This is a genomic window from Shewanella sp. SM101 (assembly GCF_025654465.1).
Classification (GTDB): Bacteria; Pseudomonadota; Gammaproteobacteria; order Enterobacterales; family Shewanellaceae; genus Shewanella; species Shewanella oncorhynchi.
Genome location: NZ_JAKKRH010000141.1, coordinates 1 through 767, shown reverse-complemented (window position 1 = coordinate 767; position 767 = coordinate 1). Strand labels below are relative to the sequence as shown.

Annotated in this window: 1 protein-coding gene; it reads right to left on the bottom strand. The window is 43.0% G+C overall.

What is annotated here, in order from left to right; genetic code table 11:
• Positions 1 to 34: 34 nt before the first annotated feature.
• On the bottom strand, positions 35 to 767 hold a 733-nt coding region (locus L5M38_RS24320), incomplete at its 5' end, for an IS5-like element ISSod6 family transposase (RefSeq protein WP_263180554.1).

The window sequence follows — 767 nt, the reverse complement described above, 5'->3', positions numbered from 1 at the left end:
TAGGGTCTGTTGATCTTTGCTGTACAAATGTTGTTCAGCAATACATCGGCAGCCACATTAACATAAACGCCAGTGACACCATACTGGCGTAATTTCTTGCTAGCTTGTCATATCTTGTTGATATTGCTCGATAGTGCTTAATTCTTCCAAAAGCATTCTCCACTAAATGTCGATACCGATATAAGCACCAATCGACTCTTTCTTGAGGTGTATTCTTATAGCGGCGCCTTGGAATAACAGATTTCCCGCCTTTATTGGCGATAAGTTCACGAAAAGCATCGCTGTCATAACCTTTATCTGCAATGACGGTATCAACCTGCTTCAGGTGCTCAATTAAGCTGGGGGCGTGTGTAATATCGTGTTTTTGGCCTTCTGATAATTCGAAATAAATCGGTAATCCTCCGCTGTCGACGGCTAAGTGAATTTTGGTTGAATTACCGCCTCGACTTTTACCAATACTCTCATTACTTAGCGTCGCGGCACCTGCACTGTGCTGGTGAGCCCGCACTATCGAGCCATCAATAAAGACCCATTCTATATCAGCAAGGTTGGCTAAGGCCTTGAATAAATGTGCTAGAACGCCTTTCTTAGACCATAAATGAAACCGTCTAAAGACCGTGCTCCAATGACCGAACTCTTTAGGTAAATCTCGCCAAGGGATACCTGTTCTAAGGCGGTAAAGAATACCTTCGAATGTTTGTCTATGTTCAGGTTTGTCATAAACACGGCCTGTGCTTTTCATTAAATGAAATAGCTTTTCCCAGCGT